This window comes from Amorphus suaedae (genome assembly GCF_053629675.1).
Genome location: NZ_JBRJIT010000001.1, coordinates 2,189,201 through 2,208,371 on the forward strand (window position 1 = coordinate 2,189,201; position 19,171 = coordinate 2,208,371).

Here is a 19,171-nt window from a genome sequence, read left to right on the forward strand (position 1 = left end):
AGATGAAACACATGAAGACCTGGGTGCCGGCAGCCCTTCTCTCCGCCGGATGCATGGCGCTCGCCGCGCCTGCCGTCGCCTGCGAGACGACCGTCGGCGTGGTAATGAGCCTCACCGGCCCGGCGGGTCAGTACGGCCAGGCCGGCGCCAAGTCGGTGGAGATGGCCTTCGACGACATCAACAAGGCCGGCGGCGCCAACGGCTGCGATCTGGTCACCGACAGCCGCGACGCCCAGAGCCAGGGCAACGTCGCCGTCGACCAGGCCCGCCAGCTCGTCAACATCAAGAACGTGCCGGTGATCATCGGCGGCATCATCTCGTCGGTGTCGATCCCGATCCTCACCTCGGTGACGGCGCCGGGCAAGGTCGTGCAGGTGTCGCCGGCCTCGTCGTCGCCGACGCTCACGCAGCTCGCGAAGGACGGCAAGACCGACGGCTACTTCTTCCGCACCATCACCTCCGATGCCCTGCAGGGCACCGCGGCGGCGAAGTACGCCATCGACAGCGGCCTGACGAAGCTGGCGGTCATCTACGTCAACAACGACTTCGGCGTGAACATGGTGAAGGAGTTCACCGCCGCCTACGAGAAGCTCGGCGGTACGATCACCTCCTCGACGCCCTACAACGAGAAGCAGGCGAACTACAACGCCGAGGCGACCAGCGCCATGGCGGGCGATCCGGAGGCGCTCTACCTTGTCTCCTACCCGGTCGACGGCGCCACCATCGCGCGCGCCTGGATCTCCCAGGGCGGCCCGCAGAAGTTCCTGCTGAACGACGGCATGAACTCCACCGAGTTCGTCGAGGCCGTCGGCGCCAAGTATCTGACCGACGCCTACGGCACCTCCTCGGGCACCGAGGAGACCGCCTCGACCAAGTACTTCTACGACAACTACGCCAAGTTCTCCGGCGGCATCGAGCCGAGCGCGCCGGCCGCCGACCGCTCCTATGACGCCGGCGCCATCGTCGGCCTCGCCATCGCCAAGGCCGGCTCCGCCGACGCCGCCGCGATCCGCGACGCCATCCCGCAGGTGGTGGCCGAAGGCGGCGAGGTCATCTATGCCGGTCCGGAGGAGTTCAAGAAGGCCCTCGCCCTTCTGAAGGACGGCAAGCCGATCAAGTACGAAGGCGTGATCGGCCCGGTGACCTTCGACCAGTACGGCGACATCACCGGCCCGTTCCGGCTCTGGAAGATCGAGGACGGCAAGGTCGTCACCACCGGCCAGATGAGCGCCGAAGAGGTCGCGAAGATCAAGTCGACCCTCTGATCCCCGCAGTCGACTGCTGAGAGAAACGAACCGCCGTCGGCACGACAGCCGGCGGCGGTTTTCGTTTGATTGATGGCCCGATCGGGAAAGAGGTCAGCCCGCCAGCACGCAGGCGAAGTTGCCGTCGCGCTCGGTCCAGGCGAGCTCGCCGCGCCGGATCATCCGGTTGACGTGGGCGTGGGTCTCGCTGAAGGCGAACGACATCTGGTGCGGATCGAGCGGCCGGTGGAACACCACCGGCACCAGCTCCGCCACCGACTTCGGCCCCCCGGCGCACGCCTCGGCGATCATCCCGCAGCGGTCCTCGTGGTGATTGACGATCTGCCGGCAGCGCTCGTTGAGCCCGTAGAACGGCAGCTGATGGCCGGGTAGCACCAGCGTGTCCTCCGGCACGTGCGCCTCCAGCAGCCTGAGCGAGCGCAGGTAGTGGCCGAGCGGATCGCCCTCCGGATCCACCGCCCAGACGCCGATGTTGGGGGTGATCTTGGCGATCACCTGGTCGGCGGCGAGCAGGATCTTCTCGTCCTCCAGATAGAGCATGATCTGCTCCGGCGCGTGGCCGTCGCCGGTGTAGACGCGGAAGTGGCGCGCGCCGATCACCAGCGTGTCGCCGGAGAGCAGCCGGCGGAACGTCGGCGGCAGCGGCGTCACCATGCCGAGATACTGGTGCCCCTGGGTGCTGACGAGACGGGCGGTCTCGGCGTCCATGCCGTGGCGGAGATAGAAGTCCTGGTAGGGCTGCGCCTTCGCGGCTCCCGGCGTCAGCGAGATCATGTTGCACATGAGGTACGACGTCTGGCTGGTGAGCAGCGGCGTCCGGAACTCCTCCCACAGCCAGCCCGCGAGACCGATGTGGTCGGGGTGGAAATGGGTGACGATCACCCGCGTCAGCCGCTTGCCGGCAAGCGGCCCCGCCATCAGCGCGCGCCAGGCGTCCCGCGTCACGTCGTCGGAAATGCCGGTATCGACCACGGCATACCCGTCGCCGTCCTCGATCAGGTAGATGTTCACGTGGTCGAGGCGGAACGGCAGCGGAAAGCGGACCCACAGGATCCCCGGCGCGACCTCGACGGGAACGCCGTTGGGCGGAGCCTCCTCGAACGGGAAGCGGAGCTCGTCCTGGCCGTCGATCACACCCGCGTTGCCCATCAGATGGCTCCCGTACTCGTTCGCAAGAAGATTGCGCCGCCCGGCCCCGCTTCGCGGACATCCTCCGGCACCGACACGCCGACCCGGAGCAAGCGCCTGTCGGATCCGAACGATCCGACCGAAAAGGAATCGCTCAAGGTTCTGAATCTGGAGCCATTTCCGATCGATCGGGTCGCTCCCCGATCGGAAAAGGCTCTAGAGCATATCCGGGGCGGACGGAAGCCTGTCACAGGCCACGATACAGCCATCGGGCCGGTCCACCAGCCGGCTGGTCGACCCGCCGCCCCCGCCCGAGCGGTGCTCAGAGGCGCTGGCCGCCGCTGGCGTCGATGCGCTGGCCGGTGACCCACCCGCCCTCGTCGGAGGCAAGGAAGGCTACGATCCGGGCGATGTCCTCGGGCTCGCCGAGCCGGCCGAGCGCGATCGTCTGCTCGGTCGCGCGGCGCTTCTCCGGATCGTGGGTGGCGGGGTTGAGCTCCGTGGCGGTTGCGCCCGGCAGGACCGAATTGACGGTGATGCCGCGCGGCCCGAAATGGTTGGCGAGCACCCCCGCCAGCGCATCGAGGCCCGCCTTGGCCGGCGTGTAGACCGCCATGAACGGGAACGCCGCGCGGCTCGCCATCGACGAGATGTTGATGATCCGCCCGCCGTCGCGCAGGAAGGGCGACAGATAGCGGATCAGGAAGAACGGCGCCCGCAGATCGACCGTCAGGGTGGCGTCGAACGTCTCCTCGTCGACCTCCTCGATGACGTTTCGGCCGCCGATGCCGGCGTTGTTGACGAGGATGTCGAACGCGCGCGTTCCGAACCGCTCCTCGACCAGGTCGAGAAAGCGCTCCGACAGCAGCCGCGGCGTGGCCGGGTCCATCAGGTCGCCCTGGATGATGGCGCCGGTGCCGCCCGCCGCCTCCACGGCGGCAAGGGTCGCCTTCGCGCTCGCGTCCGCCGCGTTGTAGTGGATGGCGACGAACGCCCCCTCGGCCGCCAGATGCTCGGCGATCGAGCGGCCGATGCCGCGGCTGGCGCCGGTGACGAGCGCGATCTTTCCCTGCAGCTTCTTCGTTGCCATTGTCCGGCTCAGCCTTCCCATCCGCCCTGGAGTTCCAGCGCCTTCGCGTCCGCCATCAGCGCGCGCCGGTCGACCTTGTTGGTGCCCGCCCACGGCAGCTCGGGCAGGAACTTGATCCGGCGCGGGTGCTGATAGGCGGGCCCGGCGGTGAGCGCGTAGCCCTTGATGTCCCTGGCGGTCGGCGACTGGCCCGGCCGCGGCACCACGAAGGCGACGGGCACCTGGCCCCGCTCCTCGTCGGGGAGCGGCACGACCGCGGCGTACTGGATCGCCGGATGCTTCTCCAGCATCGTCTCGACCTCGGAGGGATAGATGTTCTCGCCGGAGCAGACGAACATGTCGTCGGCCCGCCCGACGAAATAGTAGAATCCGTCGGCGTCGCGGCGCATGACGTCGCCCGAATAGTACCAGCCGTCGCGCAGCACCTCGGCGGTCTTCTCCGGCAGGTTTCCGTAGCCCGTCATCAGCGACGGATTGCGCATCATCAAGACGCCCTCGTCGTCGCTCGGACCGTCGATGAGCTTCACCTGGTCGAGGCCGATCGGATAGCCGACACTGGTCGGCGGGGTCTTCAGGCCGTCCGGGTGCGGGCCGAACACGGCGGGTCCGGCTTCGGTGGTGCCGTAGCCGAGGCTCATCGTGGCGCCGGGGAAGCGCGCCTGGATCTTGGCGATCAGCGCCTCGGTGATCGGCGCCGATCCGAGCATGATCCGCGTCAGCCTGGAGTAGTCGCGGCTGTCGAACAGATCCTCGTTCTTGAGCAGCCGCGCGAACATCGTCGGCACCGCGGTCACCGCCGTGACCTGGTAGTCGGCGAGCGCCTCCAGATAGGCGCGCGCGTCGAAGCTCGGCATCATCACCATGGAGGCGTTGTTGGCGAAGATCGTCTTGGCGGAAAACAGGCCGTTCATGTGGAACAGCGGCTGGGCGATCATGTAGCGCTCGTTGGGGGTCTGCGCCCCGCTGGTGCGCGTCGACAGCGGCCAAAGCTGGCTGCCGTGGGACAGCAGCACGCCCTTCGGACGGCCGGTCGATCCCGACGTGTAGAGGATCTGGGCGGTCTCGGAGAGGTCCATCGCCTGCGTGGCGAAGTCGACCGCGGGTTCGATGGTGGCGCGGAAGCCGCCGGCGCCCGCATCGTCGAAGTCGAGGAAGGGCATGGTCGCGGGAAGCATCGCCCGGCCCATGGTGTCGACGAAGCAGAAGGCGATGCCCGCGTCCTTCAGGACGAAGTCGATGGTGTCCTGGGGCAGCTTGGTGTTGACCGGCACGGCCACGAAGCCGGCCCGCATGATGCCGAAATAGGCCGCCATGTACTCCGCGCGGTTCAGCGACAGGATGGCGACGGCATCGCCGCGCGCCAGCCCCCGCGCCGTCAGATGATTGGCAATGCCGTTCGCCAGCGCATCGATCTCGGCATGGGTCCAGGTGCGGGGCGCCTCCCCCGACAGATCGATGATGGCCGGACTGTCCAGTCCGGCGGAACGGTCGACGAGATCTCCGAGATTCGTCCAGCGCATGGCGGTCAGGTCCTCAGGTGGCGGAAAGGGCGCGTTCGGCCTCGGTGGGCACGTCGCCCGCCTGCATCCGGTCCGCGAGATCGAAGTGGCAGGCGATCCGCTGCCCCTCGGGCAGGGTTCGCAGAATGGGCTGCTCGACCCGGCACCGGTCGACGGCGAACGGGCAGCGGGTGGAAAAGGCGCACCCCTGCGGCAGGTTCGTTGGGCTCGGCAGATCGCCCTCAAGCATGAAGCGGCGGCGCGAGCGCATCAGGTCCGGGTCGGCCACCGGCGCGGCCGCCAGCAGCGCCTTGGTGTAGGGATGGGCGGGCTTGCGCCAGATCGTCTCCGCGGCGCCGATCTCCACCACCCTGCCCAGATACATGACGATCAGCTTGTCGGAGATGTGCTGCACCATCGTCAGGTCGTGGGAGATGAAGAGGTAGGAGACGTTGAGCTGGTCGCGCAGGTCCTGGAGCAGGTTGATCACCTGGGCGCGGATCGAGACGTCGAGCGCCGACACCGGCTCGTCGCAGATGACCAGCGCCGGATTGAGAGCGAGCGCCCGCGCGATGCCGATGCGCTGGCGCTGGCCGCCGGAAAACTCGTGCGGATAGCGGCGCAGCGCGTCCGTCGGCAGGCCCACCTGCTCCATGAGCTCGGTGAGACGCGCCTTCACCTTTGCCCGCGGATAGCCGGCGATCTTCATCGGCTGGGCGATCAGCGCGCCGACGTTGTGGCGCGGATTGAGCGAGTTGTACGGGTCCTGGAAGATCATCTGCATGGAGGAGCGCACCGGCCGCATCTCCCGGGACGACAGGTCGGTGATGTCACGCCCGTCAAGGAAGATGCGCCCGTTGGTGGTCGCCTGCAGACGCATGATCGCCTTGCCGAGGGTGGACTTGCCGCAGCCGGATTCGCCCACCAGCCCGATCGTCTCCCCCGCCTCGATGTCGAAGCTCACGTCGTTGACGGCGTGGATCGTGCCGGACGAGGTCTGGTAGTCGACCTGCAGGCTACGCACGGACAGAAGCGGCATCGCTGGTCTCCTCCCGGTCCATGAGGAAGCATGCGGCGACGTGATCGCCGTCCGGGCGATAGAGAGGGGGCACCTCGACACGGCAGCGCTCGAACACGTCCGGGCAGCGGTTGGCGAAGGGGCACCCCTGGGGGAGATCGGCCAGGCTCGGCACCGAGCCCGGGATCTCGACCAGCCGTTCCCGGCGCTCGTCGGCCGGCTTCGGCGTCGCCCCGATGAGCCCGCGCGTATAGGGGTGCAGCGGCCGCTTGAAGAGGTCGCCCACCTCCGCCTCTTCCGCCTTGCGGCCGGCGTACATCACCACCACCCGGTCGGCGATCTCGGCGATCACGCCGAGGTCGTGGGTGATGAAGATCATCCCCATGCCGGCGCTCTGCTGGATCTCGCGCAGCAGCGTCAGGATCTGCGCCTGGATCGTCACGTCGAGGGCCGTGGTCGGCTCGTCGGCGATCAGAAGCTTCGGCTCGCAGGCGATCGCCATGGCGATCACCACGCGCTGGTTCATGCCGCCGGAGAGCTCGTGGGGATAGGTGTCGAGACGGCGCCGCGCATCCGGGATCTTCACCCGGTTCAGCAGGTCGAGGGCGCGCTCCCGGGCGGCCCTGCCGCGCAGCTCGGTGTGGCGGGTGATGACCTCGGCCAGCTGCTGGCCCACCGTCATCACCGGATTGAGCGAGCTCATCGGGTCCTGGAAGATGATCGAGACGTCCTTGCCCCGCACCGCCTGCATCTGGCGGTCGGAGAGCTTGGTGAGGTCGCGCCCGTGCAGCCGGATCTCGCCGCCGACGACCCGCGCCGGCGGCGTCGGCAGAAGGCCCATGACGGACAGCGCGGTCATCGACTTGCCGCAGCCCGATTCACCGACGAGGCCGAGCGTCTCGCCCTCCTCGACGCGCAGCGACAGGCCGTCGATCGCCTTCAGCGTGCCGCGCCGGGTGAACAGCGAGACGCTCAGGTCGTCGAGTTCGAGGAGAGGTGCCATGTCTCAGCGATCCCGGAGCTTGGGGTTCAGGGCATCGTTGAGCCCGTCGCCGATCAGGTTCATGGCCAGCACCGTGAACATGATGGCGAGGCCCGGGATCGCGCAGATGTACCAGGATCGCCGGATCAGCGTCCGCCCGTCGCCGATCAGCGCGCCCCAGCTGGCGACGTTGGGATCGCCGAGGCCGAGGAAGGATATGGCGGACTCGAACAGGATCGAGCTGCCGATGATCAGCGAGGACAGCACGATCACCGGCGGCAGCGCGTTGGGAAGGATCTCGCCGGCCATGATGGCGATATCGCCCATGCCCATCGAGCGGCAGGCCTGGACGAATTCCCGGTCGCGCAGCGCCAGGAACTCGCCCCGGGTGAGCCGGGCGATCGGTGGCCACATCACGATCCCGATGGCGACGGTGATGTTGCCGATCGTCTGCCCCAGGATCGCGACGATGGTCATGATGAAGAGGATATTGGGGATCGTCTGGAAGAGCTCGGTGAGCCGGGTCAGCACCTCGTCGACCCAGCCGCCGAAATAGGCCGCGAACGCGCCGACCACCACGCCGATCACCGTGGCGGTCAGGCTCGCCAGGATGCCGATCATCAGCGTCGTTCGGGCTCCGAACACCACCATCGCCCAGATGTCGCGGCCGAGCGAGTCGGTGCCGAGCGGATAGCGCGGGTTGGTGAACGGCCACACTTCCGGCCGGCCGACGATGCGCAGCGGGTCGCGTTCGATCAGCCAGGGCGCGGCCAGTGCGGCGGCCACCACGACCACGAGGATGAGGAAGCCGAGCAGCGCGCCGCGATTGCGGGCGAAGCGCCGGGCGAACTCCAGGAAGAGGGCTGTCCGGTTCATGGTCAGCGGGCCCTTATGCGCGGATCGAGCTTGTAATAGGCCATGTCCACGAGGAGGTTGCAGACCGCCACGACGACGGCGCTGAGCACGAAGACCCCCAGGACGACCGGGTAGTTACGGCTCATGACGCTGTCGAGCATCAGGCTGCCGATGCCGGGCCACGAGAACACAGCCTCGATGACGACGCTGCCGCCGAGCACGGTGCCGAGCTGCAGGCCGAGGAGGGTGACGACCGGCAAGAGCGCGTTGCGGAAGACGTGGGCGAGGACGACGCGGGGGTAGGAGAGCCCCTTGGCGCGCGCCGTGCGCACGAAGTCGAGCGCGAAGACCTCCAGCATCGAGGCCCGCATCACCCGCGTGTAGATCGCCGCGTAGAAGAGGCCGAGGGACACCGCCGGGAGGATGAGGTGCTCGGCGACGTCGAGCACGTTGCCGACGAGGCCGTAGTCGACGCCGATCGTCGCCATGCCGCCGACGGGCAGCCAGCCGAGCTTCACCGAGAACACGATGATCAGCATGATGCCGAGCCAGAAGGTCGGCGCGGCGAAGAAGAAGACCGCTCCGAGCGAGATCAGCACGTCCCAGACGGTGTTGACCTTCACCGAGGCGATCACGCCGGCGATCATGCCCACCAGGACGGCGATGGCGATCGCGGTGAGCATCAGCAGGAGCGTCGGCCAGAGCTGCTGCAGGATGATGTCGAGCACCGGCGCGTTCTGCCGGTAGGAGTAGCCGAGATCGAGGGTGAAGACGGAGTAGATGTACTTGCCGAGCTGCACGATGGGCGGCTGATCCAGGCCGTAGAGCTGCCGCAGGTGCTCGATGCGGGCCGGGTCGGTGACCTGCTGCTCCGACGTCATGATGTCGAGCAGCGACCCCGGGGCCAGCTGTATCAAACAGAAGTTCAATACGATGACCCCGAGGATAAGGGGGATGATCTGCGCCAGACGGCGAAGAATGAGACGACGCATGATCCTCCCCCCGCTCTCTTATTTGTCGAGCCAGAGGGAGGACCAGCTGTCGGCCATGACGTCGGCCTTGCCCTCGTAGCCCTTCACCTCCTTGTTCGCGACGGTGGTCGACTGGATCTCGACGACGACCGTGATCGGCAGGTCCTTGGCGAGGATCTGCTGGAACTGATGGGCGAGCTCGACGCGTTTCGCGTCGTCGATCTCCGCCGCGAGCTGCTCGACGACCTTGTCGAGTTCCGGGTTGGAGTAGCCGTTGGCGTTGCGGAAGGCCGCGCCCTTCACGATGCCGTCCGTGGTCACGTACTGGGTCTGCTTGGGGACCAGTTCGAGGGGGGCGGCGTAGTTGGAAAGGGCGATGTCGTAGTCGTAGTCGGTGTAGATGCCCTTGATGGAGGTGGCCCGATCCGGCACCGACAGCTCGACACCGATGCCGACGTCCTCGAGCGCCTGCTTGACGAACTGGCCGATCTTGCCGTTCTCCTCGAACCATCCGGCCGCGAGCAGGCGCACCGTGAAGCGCTTGCCCCCGTCCTTCTCCGGATAGCCCGCCTCGTCGAGCAGCTCCTTCGCCTTCTCCGGATCGAAGTCGTACTGCGTCAGTTCCGGATCGTAGAACTTCTTGTTCACGCTGGAGACGAAGCTGGTCCCGGCCTTTGCGCGGCCGAAATAGACCACGTCGCCGATCAGCTCCTTGTCGATGGCATGCAGGACCGCCTCGCGCACCTTCACGTCGCTGACGATGGGATTGCGGCTGTTGAACTCGATGGTCGAGGCCCACTCGGCGGCCAGGTAGCCTTCGGTGGAGGCGACGAAGTTGCCGGTGTCGACCAGCCGGTCGATATCGGGCGCCGGGATCGGGTTGAAGACGCCGATCTGCAGCTCGCCCGCTTCCATCGCCGCGGCCCGCGAGGCGGCGTCACGCCAGTAGCGCAGCACCAGCGCGTCGAGGTACGGCTTCCCCTCGTCCCAGTAGTCCTCGTTCTTCGCCAGCTCGATGTGGCTGCCGCGGACCCACTCCTTGAACTTGAACGGACCGGTGCCGATGGGCGCGTTGTTGGCGGGGTTCGTCGCCATCTCCGAGCCCTCGTAGACGTGCTTGGGCACGACCAGCACGCTCGACAGGATCGACTTCATGAAGAATTCCGGCGTCGGCTGGGAGAAGGACAGGGTCACCTCGTCCTCGCCCGTCACCTTGGCGCCGGTGAAGTACTTCAGCGCCGCGCCGGCGACGATCGGCTTCCAGTACTGCTCGGCGCTGAAGACCACGTCGTCGACGGTCAACGGCTTGCCGTCATGCCAGGTCACGCCGGGCCGGATCTTGACGACGTAGCTGAGGAAGTCGGCCGACGGCTCGACGGACAGCGCCAGCGCCGGATGGAATGCGAGGTCGGAGTCCTGGGTCAGCAGCGGCTCGAGGATCTTGGTCGAGCTGAACGTCGGGCTGGATCCCCCGCCGCCCGGCACGAAGACCGCCTGCGGCTCGAACCCGCCCCAGGTGGCGACGAGCGTGCCGCCGGATTTCGGCGCGTCCTGCGCCATCGCGAAATTGGGCAGCGCACTGCAGAAGAGAGACCCCGCTGCCACGGCAGCAAGTAGTGTTCGGCGAGTGAGCACTGGCATCTGAAGCTCCTCCAATGAGCTGATCGAGACGTCCCAGGCGTTTCCCCAGTTTACCTCTGCCTTTTGCAGGCCTTTTTCTGGTCAGGCTTGTTTTGGTTCCAGCGTTGCGTAGGTGCCCCGTCCGATCGCGACGAGCGCGCCCTTTTCGTTGAAGACATCGACATCGGAGACGCCGACGCTGCGGCCGATCCGGCGCACCGTCGCCTTGGCGATCAGCGCGGTGTCGATGGCCGGTCGGAGATAGTCGACGCGAAAATTCACCGTCGGCAGACCGCGACCGAGGATCATGATCAGGGCGAAGTCGCCGACGGTATCGATGATCGAGGCGATGGGGCCGCCATGCCACTGGCCGCTGCCCCTGCCCCGCTCGAACTCCGGCCGCAGCGGCGCGATCATGGTGATCTGCTGCTTGTCGAAATCGAGCTCGGCCACCTTCAGCCCGCTGAAGGCGATGAAGGGGGACGCGTCGAGGTAGGACTGCACCTCTTCCTGGGTGAGCGGTTTGGTCACGGCGTCACCACCAGCTTGCCGACGACCTTGCGCTCTTCCAGCACCCGGAACGCCTCGACGGCGTCGGCAAGCGGGAACACCCGGTCGACGTGAGCCTTCAGCTTGCCGGACTCCACCAGCTTGAAGAGCTCCTCGATGTCCTCGCGGTCCCAGCCGTTGGATCCCCGGATCTGCAGCTCGAACGTCCAGATGTAGCGGATGTCCTCCTGCGGGTTGTAGCCGGCGGTGGCGCCGCAGGTGAGCACGCGCCCGCCCTTGCGCAGCACCTTGAGCGACGGCACCCAGGTGTCGCCGCCGGTGTAGTTGACGACCACGTCGACGCCTGCGTTCTTGGCGGCCCGGCCGACGCGCGGCTTGCCGTGGCGGGCCTTCACTTCGGTGGCGAAGTCGACCTCGGTGTAGAGCACGATCTCGTCTGCCCCGAACTCCTTGAGCCGCTCGCCCTTTTCCGGGGTACCGGCGCAGGCGATGACGTAGGCGCCGGCGATCTTGGCGAGCTGCACGCAGCAGATGCCGACGCCGCCGGAGGCCCCGAGGATCAGCACCTTCTCGCCGGCCGAGACCTGGCCGATGGTGGTCATCATCCGGAGCGCCGTTCCGTAGGCCACGGGAAGGGCGGCGGCCTGCTCGAAGCTGATGCCGTCGGGGATTCTGACGAGCTGATGGGCGCGGGCACGGCAGAGTTCGGCGAGGCCGCCATTGACGGTCTCGCCCATCAGGCCGCCCTCTTCGCGGTTGATCGGATCGACCAGCACCCGGTCGCCGACCTTCCAGTCGCTCACGCCGGGACCGACCTCGACGATTTCGCCGGCGACGTCGATGCCCATGATGATCGGCATCGGAATGCGGATGCCCGGCATGCCGCGGCGGGTGAAGATGTCGTGGTAATTCAGCGAGGTGGCGCGGACGCGCAGGACGACGTCTCCCTCCCCGGCGACCGGGTCCGGGAAATCCTCGACGTAGTTCAGCTTGTCGAGACCGCCGTGTTCTTCCAGAACGACTGCACGCATGAGGGCGAACTTCCTTTTGCTTACGTCTTGGACGGGGACCAGGAGGCGAGGCCGTCCACGGCCTCCTGGGTGATCCCGAGCGCGTGGGCGATCGATGCCTGCCGCCAGTCCGCGGAGACGGGCACGAAGGCGTCGAAGAGATGCTGCTTGAGAAGCGCGACGCGGTCCGGATCCGGATCGCCGACCGACTTCAGCCAGACGTCGAGGATCAGGGCGGCGCGCATCAGCGGCGCGTAGGTGCCGAATTCGATCACCGCACCGATCATCGGCCGCTCGCCGACGAAGTCGCGCACGCCGTTGAAGACGAGGCCCTGATAGTTCGGCCGGGCGAGACCATGCGGCCGCTGGCCGACGATCCGCTCGCGACCCCACCAGCGGCAGGCCTCGTCGTGCAGGTCGCCGCCTTCCTCGTTGAAGCAGAGGAAGAACATGTCCTTGTAGTCGCCGATGCCGGTGTGCCAGTCGATGAGACCGACGACCTCGGCGGCGCCGAGATGGTCGTCGACGATCGCCTGCAGCGTGAGGTTCGACCATTCCCGCCGGTCGCCGCCGTAGATGATGCCGTCCGGGTGGGTGTACTGGCCGCGCGCCATCACATCGAACAGCGCATCGGCGCCATGGGCCTGGCCGAAGGCCTCCAGATGTGCCTGCACCTGCGCCATGGCGTCGGGCGACCAGTCGTCGGGGATCACCTGCTCGTGGAGCTCACCGTAGCCGGCGTTCTCCGGATACGGCGCGGCGTGATCGACGAAATTGCGGTTGAGGTCGACGTTGTGTTCCGTCGTGCGGGTGCCGTGCGCAAATCCGTAGGGATTGATCCCGTGCACCATGAGCACGGAGACGCCGTCGGGCACCTGGCCGTGGCCGAGCATCCAGGCGATCTGCGAGGCCGATCCGGCGTAGCCCTCCAGGCCGTGCGTGCCGCTGACGACGACGAGCTGGCGCGGGGCCTTCGGGTCGCCGATGTGGGCGACGTCGACCGACAGGCTGCCGCCGTCCGGCCCTTCCGCGAACGGGTGGGTGTAGGCGGACAGCTCCGCCCCGATGTCGGCGGCGGTGCGGCGGAACCTGGCGCGCGCCGTCCGATAGCTCGATGCATAGCAGCGGCTGAAATCCAGGGTGCCGCTCACTTCGACACCTCCTCGCAGAACTCGATGGCCACGCCACCGGCCACGTCATGGCCGACGAGGACGCGGCAGCAGCCCGACTTGGAGAACGGCACGCCGGCTTCGGTGAGACAGGCGGTCGCCGCGTCGATGGAGGTGGTGCCGATCCCGAGCGCGACCATCCGGTCCTGGGCCTCCAGGTCGGGCAGGATCGCAGCGCCGAAGCGGGCCCGCGCCGCCGCCGGCTCGAGCAGCCGCACCTTCGCCGCCCCCGCCCGGAAGGCGACGCCGCCATCGATGTCGACCAGCAGGTCGGGTCCGAACATCGCCTCGTAGACGGCCGCGGCCTTGCGCGGATCCGGCGCGGAGATGACGAACTCGACGACGTTGGTGGCGCCGTTCGGATGGACCTGCCATTCCGGCCGCCAGACCAGCTCGGGCGTGTAGTGGTAGCAGAAGAAGCTGCGGCCGTTCTGGATGTGCCGGGGCGGCACGCGCACGATGGTGAAGCGGGCATCCTTGGGCCCGTCCGGCGTGTCGACGGGGCGCGTGAAGGTGACCGGCTCCTCGGCGCCGACGCCGCGCTCCTGCATCACCCGGGCGACCTCCTCGGGGCTCGTCGGACGGAACACGATGGCGGTGAGCCCGGCCGGGTCCTTCCACAGTTCCGGACGCAGGCGGTCGTTGCCCGGCTCGAAGCCGAGCAGCTCGAAGTAGTTGTCGCGGAAGATCGCCAGGTTGTTGCTGGATCCCAGCGAGTGGTGGCCGCGCGGCGTCAGCTGAAAGCCGAGCCGCTCGTAGGCGGCGTACATCTCGTCGAGCTTGTCGTAGACCAGGACCACCACGTGATCGAGGGTCGGAACCAACCTGGCGGAGGCTTCGGCGTCGCTCATGTGCGTCCACTCCTGATCGCGCCGGCGGCCCGGCAAGCGTTCGAATTGATCATGCCCGGCCACCCGGCGAGGCCGCGGCCGGCAGCGGCCTCGCGGCGCCGGGTAGCTCCGGAACGGCATCGCCGCCCAGGGCGAAGTCGACGGCCGCCTCGGCATGCAGCAGCGTCGAATCGAAGGCCGGCAGGGAGACGTCGTCGGGCGACAGCAGCAACCCGATCTCGGTGCAGCCGAAGATGACGCAGTCGGCGCCGTCGGCCGCCGCCGCGTCGATGATGGCGAGATAGTCGCGCCGGGCGGCAGGCTCGATCTTCCCCTGGCAGAGCTCGTCGAAGATGACGTCATGGACGCGGGTCCGGCCGGCGGCGTCCGGGACGATCGGATCCAGGCCGTGGGCGGCGCGCATCCGGCCGATGTAGAAGTCCTGTTCCATCGTGTAGCGGGTGGCCAGCACCAGCGGCCGGCGGAAACCGGCCGCGAGGACGGCCTTGGCCGTGATGTCGATGATGTTGAGAAGCGGCACGGACACCGCGGCCTGAACGTCGTCGGCCAGCAGGTGCATGGTGTTGGTGCAGATCAGCAGACAGTCGGCGCCGGCGCCTTCCAGATCGGCGCCGATTTTCGCCAGGACGGCCGAGGCCCCGCCCCAGTCGCCCACCTTCTGCAACTGCACGATCTCGTCGAAATCCACCGAGCGCAGCAGGATGTCCGCCGAGTGGAGCCCCCCGAGCCGACCGCGCACGCACTCGTTCAAGTGGCGGTAATAGACAGCGGTGCTTTCCCAGCTCATGCCGCCGATCAGACCGATGCTCTGCATGGGGAACCGCCCTCGCTTGCCTCAGAACGCCCCATGGGCGCCATCAGCAATCGTAACGACTTCGAACGAAACGAAACCCTAAAGAAATGCGCCCTTAATGCGCGGATCGACTTTTCATCCTAATTTTAGTTTGAAAAAGAGCAAGGTATGCCACATTATGAATTTGTCTAATAATTAGTCTCTAATCGATTAATTGAATGGCAATTGACTACCGAATGCGCTGTGTTCCTCTGAGGGAAACATCGACGTCACGCGTCCTCGGAACATCACAGTCGGGCGACGGCAAGTCGCTTCCAATTTCAAACACTTGAGCTTTTCCGCGGGATCGCCGATCTCGACCGGGAAGGCCGGCCCGCAAGGATCGCCATGCTGGACGCCATCGACTGCAAGATTCTCGAGATCCTCCAGGTGGACGCGATGGTGCCCGTCGCGGCGCTGGCGGAACAGGTGGGCCTGTCCTCGACGCCGTGCTGGCGGCGGGTGCGCAAGCTGGAGGAAGAGGGCTACATCACCCGCCGCGTGGCGCTGGTGAACCGGCGCAAGGCCAACGTGCCGATGACGGTGTTCGTGGCGGTAAAGGCGCCCCGCCACGAGGCGGAGTGGGCCGAGGCCTTCCGCGCGCTGATCACCGACGTGCCGGAGATCGTCGAGGCCTGGCGGCTGACCGGCGACACCGACTACCTGCTCCGGATCGTGGTGCCGGACGTGGAGACCTACGACACCGTCTACCAGCGGCTGATCCGCAAGCTGGAATTCTCCGACATGAGCGCGTCGATCGCCATGGAGGAGATGAAGTTCACCACCGCCATCCCGACCAAGTACATCCCGGTGAAGTAGGGAGGACGGACAGGCGGCAGGGCGCTGGCGGGGAGTGGTCGAACAACGCCGAGGCTGTTTCACTGGAATCAGCCAAATTCTCCGTTCATTCCAGCGAAGGCTGGAATCCAGTTCGGGCATCGAAGCCGGACGACGCGGCGAGAGGATGCGCGCAGCCACCGGCAACGGGCCTCATCCCACCTTCCGGCTCGTTGCAGGTTCGGCAACTGGATTCCAGCCTTCGCTGGAATGAGCGGGGTATTGAGGCGACGCAGCAGCATCCGATTCCACCCGGGCAAATTGCTCGACCCGCGCGCGACCACGCGCCGGCCGAGCAATCGAAGGAAAATTACTCTTGTGGTTTTCCGTGCGCGATTGCGCCTCAACAACTCAGGCCGCGCCCGCGCAGCCGGTGCGCGAAGCGCACGCGGCGTGAGCGAAACGGCCTAATGCCGGAGGATCTTGCCGACGAACTCGCGGCAGCGGTCGGTGGTGGGCGCGTCGAAGATCTGCGCGGGCGGGCCGACCTCGACCACCTGGCCCTTGTCCATCATCACCACCTTGCTGGAGACCTCGCGGACGAAGCCCATCTCGTGGCTGACGATGATCATCGTCATGCCGTCGGCCGCCAGCTGGCGGATGGTGTCCAGCACCTCGTTGACGAGCTCCGGATCGAGCGCCGACGTCACCTCGTCGAGGAGCAGGATCTCCGGGCGCAGCGCCAGCGCCCGGGCGATCGCCACGCGCTGCTGCTGGCCGCCCGACAGCTCGTCGGGGAACGCCTTGTGCTTTTCGGCGAGCCCCACCTTGGCCAGCAGTTCCGCCGCCTCGGCCTCCACCTCGCGCCGGGCGCGCTTCTTGATCTTCACCGGCGCCAGCGTGACGTTCCGCATGACGTCCATGTTCTGGAACAGGTTGTACTGCTGGAACACGATGGCCATCCGGTCCCGCGCGGTGCGCAGGCTGGAATGGCTGTTGTAGTTCACGGGCTCCCCGTCGACGCGCACCTCGCCGCCGGTCGGATGGGTGAGGCCCATCAGCACACGCAGAAGGGTCGACTTGCCGGACCCCGACGGTCCGATCAGGGAGACCACCTCGCCACGGCCGACGGCGAAGGTCACCCCGTGGAGAACGTCAAGCCGCCCGTATCTGGCGCTGAGCTCTTTGATTTCGAGATGATGCAAACCGTCTCTCCAGATATTGGCCAAACCGCGTGAGCGGGTACGACATCACGAAGTAGAGGAAGGCGATGGTCCCGAACACGAGGATGCCCGAGTAGCCCTGGTTGTTGAGTTCCTTGCCGCGGAACGTCAGCTCGAACACGCCGATCTGGCTGACCAGCGCGGTGTCCTTGATGAAGGCGACCATGAAGGCGATCGCCGGCGGCACGATCACCGGCATCGCCTGGGGCAACACGATCATCCGCATGGTCTGCATGCGGCTGAGGTTCATCACCCGCGCCGCTTCGATCTGCTGGCGCGGCACGGACTCGATGCCGCCGCGGATGATCTCCGCCGTGTAGGCGGCGGCGTAGATGCAGATCGCGATCACCGCGATGGAGAACAGCGAGGCGTCGTTGACGAACGCCTGGATGAAGAACAGCACCAGGTAGATCACCACCAGGAACGGGATGCGGCGGAAGATCTCCACGTAGGCGGTGGCGACGATGCGGAGCGGGATCGCCCACAGCCCCGGCGTCTGGCGCAGGTAGACGAGCGCGAAGGCGATGGCGAAGCCGATCAGGCAGCCGATGAAGGTCATCGCCAGCGTCGTGCCCATCGCCTCCAGCAGGAAGGCGATGTTGGTCGCGGAGAAGAACCGCGGGATCTGGCTGAGAATGCGCTCGCCCATCAGAAGATCTTCGCCTTCACGCGGAAGCCATAGCGGCCGATGAGGGCCAGCGAGATGCTGGCGATGAAGGTGAGCACCACGTAGATGATGGCGGTCAGCGTAAACATCTCCAGCCAGCGGTAGTTCTCGGTGGAGAGATTGATGGTCTCGCCGGTGAGCTCGTCGACGCCGATCACCGCGCCGACCGACGTTCCCATCACCAGGATGACGATGAAGAAGTTGGCCAGCGCCGGGTAGATCGTCTTGGCGATGTGCGGGACGACGATGTAGCGGATCTGCTGGACCAGCGACATGCCGATGGTCTCGCCCGCCTCCATCTCGGTCTTGCGGACCGACAGGAAGCCGGCGCGCATGATCTCGGTGAGGTAGGCGCCGGCGTTGAGCGTCAGCCCGATCAGCAGGCACGCCTCGTTGGACCAGCGGATGCCGAACTCGGGCAGCCCGTAATAGAGGAAGTACACCTGGATCAGCAGCGGCGTGTTGGTGATGAAGACGACGTAGGCCTGGGCGAGGCCGGCGACGAGCCGGCCGCCGAAGGTCTTCGCCGCCGCAACCACCAGGCCGATCAGCGCGCCGCCCCAGAACGCGAACAGGCCGAGCTGGAAGGTCAGCACCGCCGCGTCGAGCAGCTCCGGCAGCTTGTCGAGGGCGACGCCGAACTGGAAGGAATAGTTCATCGCTGGACGGGGTCCTCGGCGGTCGAATGGCCCGGAGGGCGCCAGGATAGCGGCGTCCTCCGGCAGGAGAAGTCCGGTCCCCGCGCCGGCCCCTCAGGGCGGCGCGGAGCGTGAGGCAGCCGGATCAAAAGTACGGGCTGGGCTCGACCTCGACCAGCATCGGGGCACCGTAGTTGGCCTCCCACGTCTCGTTGACCATCCCCGAGGAGTGCAGGTCGTAGAGGATGATGTTGAGAACTTCCTTCAGGTTGTCGTTGCCCTGGGCGATGCCGATCGCGCAGTAGGCGACGAAGATCGGCTCGGCCACCACCCGCCAGTTCACGTCCGGGTAGTTCTTGGTGAAGCCCATGAAGAAGTCGACGTTCTCGACGATCGCGTCGGCACGGCCCTGGGCGACGAGGCGGACGGTGTCGGCGATGGAGTCGGTCAGCTCGAGGTTCACCTCGGGCATGTTCTCCTTGATCCAGTCGACGGTCCAGTTGCCGCGCATGTTGGCCAGCGTCACGCCGTCCTTGTTGAAGTCCTTCCAGTTGTCGCCCTCGATCTTGTCGGTGGCGAGAACGGCCAGCACCTCGGTGTGCAGGGGCACGGTGTAGTCGATCAGCTTGGCGCGCTCGGAATTGCGGGTCAGCGCGCCGAGCGACATGTCGATGCGGTCGGACACCAGGAACGGCACGCGCTGGGCGGTCTCGGTCGGCACCCATTCCGGCTTGACGCCGAGCTTCTCGGCGATCGCCTTGCCGATGTCGATGTCGAAGCCTTCCCACTCGCCGGCGTCGTTGCGGACGCTCATGTTCGGGAAGTTGGGATTGATCCCGATCCGGATGACGCCGTCGGAAATGATCTGGTCGAGCGACTTGGCATCGGCCGCGGTGACGGCGACCGTCGCCGCGATGGCGGCGATCGCGAGCGTGCTGGTGAAACGTTTCAACATGATGAGCTCCCCTTGTTGTCTGGCTGCTTCGACATTCGCCGGGACAGTGCCCGTGGATCCGGCGGATTTCTCTCCCCCGCCTTCGCCGCCGGCCGGTTCCACCCCCTCGAG

General features: G+C 66.9%; 19 protein-coding genes. 2 read left to right on the forward strand and 17 right to left on the reverse strand.

Annotated features, from left to right (window positions below; genetic code table 11):
* Positions 1-11: 11 nt before the first annotated feature.
* The gene (locus AB7M35_RS09845; RefSeq protein ID WP_453960692.1) at positions 12-1,265 is read left to right on the forward strand and encodes an ABC transporter substrate-binding protein; all 1,254 of its coding nucleotides are present in this window, start codon (positions 12-14) and stop codon (positions 1,263-1,265) included.
* 93 nt (positions 1,266-1,358) lie between these two features.
* Here the strand turns inward: AB7M35_RS09845 and AB7M35_RS09850 are convergent, their stop codons facing one another.
* From AB7M35_RS09850 to AB7M35_RS09910, 13 genes are all read right to left on the reverse strand, one after another.
* Positions 1,359-2,414, reverse strand: a complete 1,056-nt coding sequence (locus AB7M35_RS09850) for an MBL fold metallo-hydrolase (protein WP_453959285.1) — start codon at positions 2,412-2,414, stop codon at positions 1,359-1,361.
* A gap of 301 nt (positions 2,415-2,715) precedes the next feature.
* On the reverse strand, positions 2,716-3,483 hold the full coding sequence (locus AB7M35_RS09855; protein ID WP_453959287.1) for an SDR family NAD(P)-dependent oxidoreductase: 768 nt from the start codon (positions 3,481-3,483) through the stop codon (positions 2,716-2,718).
* Between the two features lie 8 nt (positions 3,484-3,491).
* On the reverse strand, positions 3,492-5,003 hold the full coding sequence (locus AB7M35_RS09860; protein WP_453959289.1) for a class I adenylate-forming enzyme family protein: 1,512 nt from the start codon (positions 5,001-5,003) through the stop codon (positions 3,492-3,494).
* A 13-nt stretch (positions 5,004-5,016) separates the two neighbouring features.
* Entirely contained in the window at positions 5,017-6,021 is a 1,005-nt protein-coding gene (locus AB7M35_RS09865; RefSeq protein WP_453959291.1) for an ABC transporter ATP-binding protein, read from the reverse strand.
* On the reverse strand, positions 5,999-7,003 hold the full coding sequence (locus tag AB7M35_RS09870; protein ID WP_453959292.1) for an ABC transporter ATP-binding protein: 1,005 nt from the start codon (positions 7,001-7,003) through the stop codon (positions 5,999-6,001). Before AB7M35_RS09870 ends, AB7M35_RS09865 begins: the two co-directional genes overlap by 23 nt.
* Before the next feature lie 3 nt (positions 7,004-7,006).
* The gene (locus AB7M35_RS09875) at positions 7,007-7,858 is read right to left on the reverse strand and encodes an ABC transporter permease (RefSeq protein ID WP_453959293.1); all 852 of its coding nucleotides are present in this window, start codon (positions 7,856-7,858) and stop codon (positions 7,007-7,009) included.
* A gap of 2 nt (positions 7,859-7,860) precedes the next feature.
* Positions 7,861-8,829 (reverse strand): ABC transporter permease, encoded by a 969-nt coding sequence (locus AB7M35_RS09880; RefSeq protein WP_453959295.1) that lies wholly within the window; start codon positions 8,827-8,829, stop codon positions 7,861-7,863.
* Positions 8,830-8,847: 18 nt separating this feature from the next.
* Positions 8,848-10,368, reverse strand: a complete 1,521-nt coding sequence (locus tag AB7M35_RS09885; RefSeq protein WP_453959297.1) for an ABC transporter substrate-binding protein — start codon at positions 10,366-10,368, stop codon at positions 8,848-8,850.
* A gap of 162 nt (positions 10,369-10,530) precedes the next feature.
* Positions 10,531-10,959: a PaaI family thioesterase gene (locus AB7M35_RS09890; RefSeq protein WP_453959299.1), complete on the reverse strand. Its 429-nt coding sequence runs from the start codon at positions 10,957-10,959 to the stop codon at positions 10,531-10,533.
* A complete protein-coding gene (locus tag AB7M35_RS09895) occupies positions 10,956-11,969 on the reverse strand; it encodes a quinone oxidoreductase family protein (RefSeq protein ID WP_453959301.1) in 1,014 nt (337 codons plus the stop codon). Before AB7M35_RS09895 ends, AB7M35_RS09890 begins: the two co-directional genes overlap by 4 nt.
* Before the next feature lie 20 nt (positions 11,970-11,989).
* Positions 11,990-13,099 (reverse strand): M14 family metallopeptidase, encoded by a 1,110-nt coding sequence (locus AB7M35_RS09900; protein ID WP_453959303.1) that lies wholly within the window; start codon positions 13,097-13,099, stop codon positions 11,990-11,992.
* On the reverse strand, positions 13,096-13,968 hold the full coding sequence (locus tag AB7M35_RS09905; RefSeq protein ID WP_453959305.1) for a VOC family protein: 873 nt from the start codon (positions 13,966-13,968) through the stop codon (positions 13,096-13,098). Before AB7M35_RS09905 ends, AB7M35_RS09900 begins: the two co-directional genes overlap by 4 nt.
* A gap of 49 nt (positions 13,969-14,017) precedes the next feature.
* Positions 14,018-14,782 carry an aspartate/glutamate racemase family protein gene (locus tag AB7M35_RS09910; protein ID WP_453959306.1) on the reverse strand — a complete coding sequence of 255 codons (765 nt, stop codon included), beginning with the start codon at positions 14,780-14,782 and terminating at the stop codon, positions 14,018-14,020.
* 369 nt (positions 14,783-15,151) lie between these two features.
* Between AB7M35_RS09910 and AB7M35_RS09915 the strand changes: the two genes are divergently transcribed.
* Positions 15,152-15,619 carry an Lrp/AsnC family transcriptional regulator gene (locus AB7M35_RS09915; RefSeq protein WP_453960694.1) on the forward strand — a complete coding sequence of 156 codons (468 nt, stop codon included), beginning with the start codon at positions 15,152-15,154 and terminating at the stop codon, positions 15,617-15,619.
* Positions 15,620-16,044: 425 nt separating this feature from the next.
* Here the strand turns inward: AB7M35_RS09915 and AB7M35_RS09920 are convergent, their stop codons facing one another.
* The 4 genes from AB7M35_RS09920 to AB7M35_RS09935 all read right to left on the reverse strand — a co-directional run bounded on the left by AB7M35_RS09920 (position 16,045) and on the right by AB7M35_RS09935 (position 19,060).
* Entirely contained in the window at positions 16,045-16,782 is a 738-nt protein-coding gene (locus tag AB7M35_RS09920) for an amino acid ABC transporter ATP-binding protein (RefSeq protein ID WP_453959307.1), read from the reverse strand.
* Positions 16,733-17,449, reverse strand: coding sequence for an amino acid ABC transporter permease (locus AB7M35_RS09925; RefSeq protein WP_453959309.1), 717 nt, complete (start codon positions 17,447-17,449; stop codon positions 16,733-16,735). Before AB7M35_RS09925 ends, AB7M35_RS09920 begins: the two co-directional genes overlap by 50 nt.
* Positions 17,449-18,126, reverse strand: a complete 678-nt coding sequence (locus AB7M35_RS09930; protein WP_453959310.1) for an amino acid ABC transporter permease — start codon at positions 18,124-18,126, stop codon at positions 17,449-17,451. The genes AB7M35_RS09925 and AB7M35_RS09930 overlap by 1 nt, the downstream gene beginning before the upstream one ends.
* Before the next feature lie 124 nt (positions 18,127-18,250).
* On the reverse strand, positions 18,251-19,060 hold the full coding sequence (locus AB7M35_RS09935; RefSeq protein WP_453959312.1) for a transporter substrate-binding domain-containing protein: 810 nt from the start codon (positions 19,058-19,060) through the stop codon (positions 18,251-18,253).
* Between the last annotated feature and the right edge of the window lie 111 nt (positions 19,061-19,171).